1 protein-coding gene is annotated in these 258 nt (G+C 38.4%); it reads right to left on the bottom strand.

The features are described 5' to 3' along the window. Positions 1-258, bottom strand: a 258-nt coding sequence (locus ACWA1B_RS23045) for a sigma 54-interacting transcriptional regulator (protein ID WP_456910985.1), incomplete at both ends; no start/stop codon positions are given.

The following is a 258-nucleotide window of genomic DNA, read 5'->3' as shown; positions in this document are numbered from 1 at the left end:
AGACATTTAATCGATAATACAAATCAAGTCTGAAACGCCCTTCGGCAACTTCTTTTTCCAGCGATCTGTTGGTAGCCGCTACAATACGAACATTGATTTTTATCGTTTTATTTCCTCCCAAACGCTGAATTTCTTTTTCTTGTAGCACGCGCAATAATTTCACTTGAGAATCGAGTGGCAATTCGCCAATTTCATCCAGAAAAATAGTTCCATTATTAGCTTGTTCAAACTTTCCGATTCGTAATGCATTGGCACCTG

The organism is Flavobacterium xizangense (genome assembly GCF_054075145.1).
This window is presented reverse-complemented; position numbering and strand designations above follow the sequence as displayed.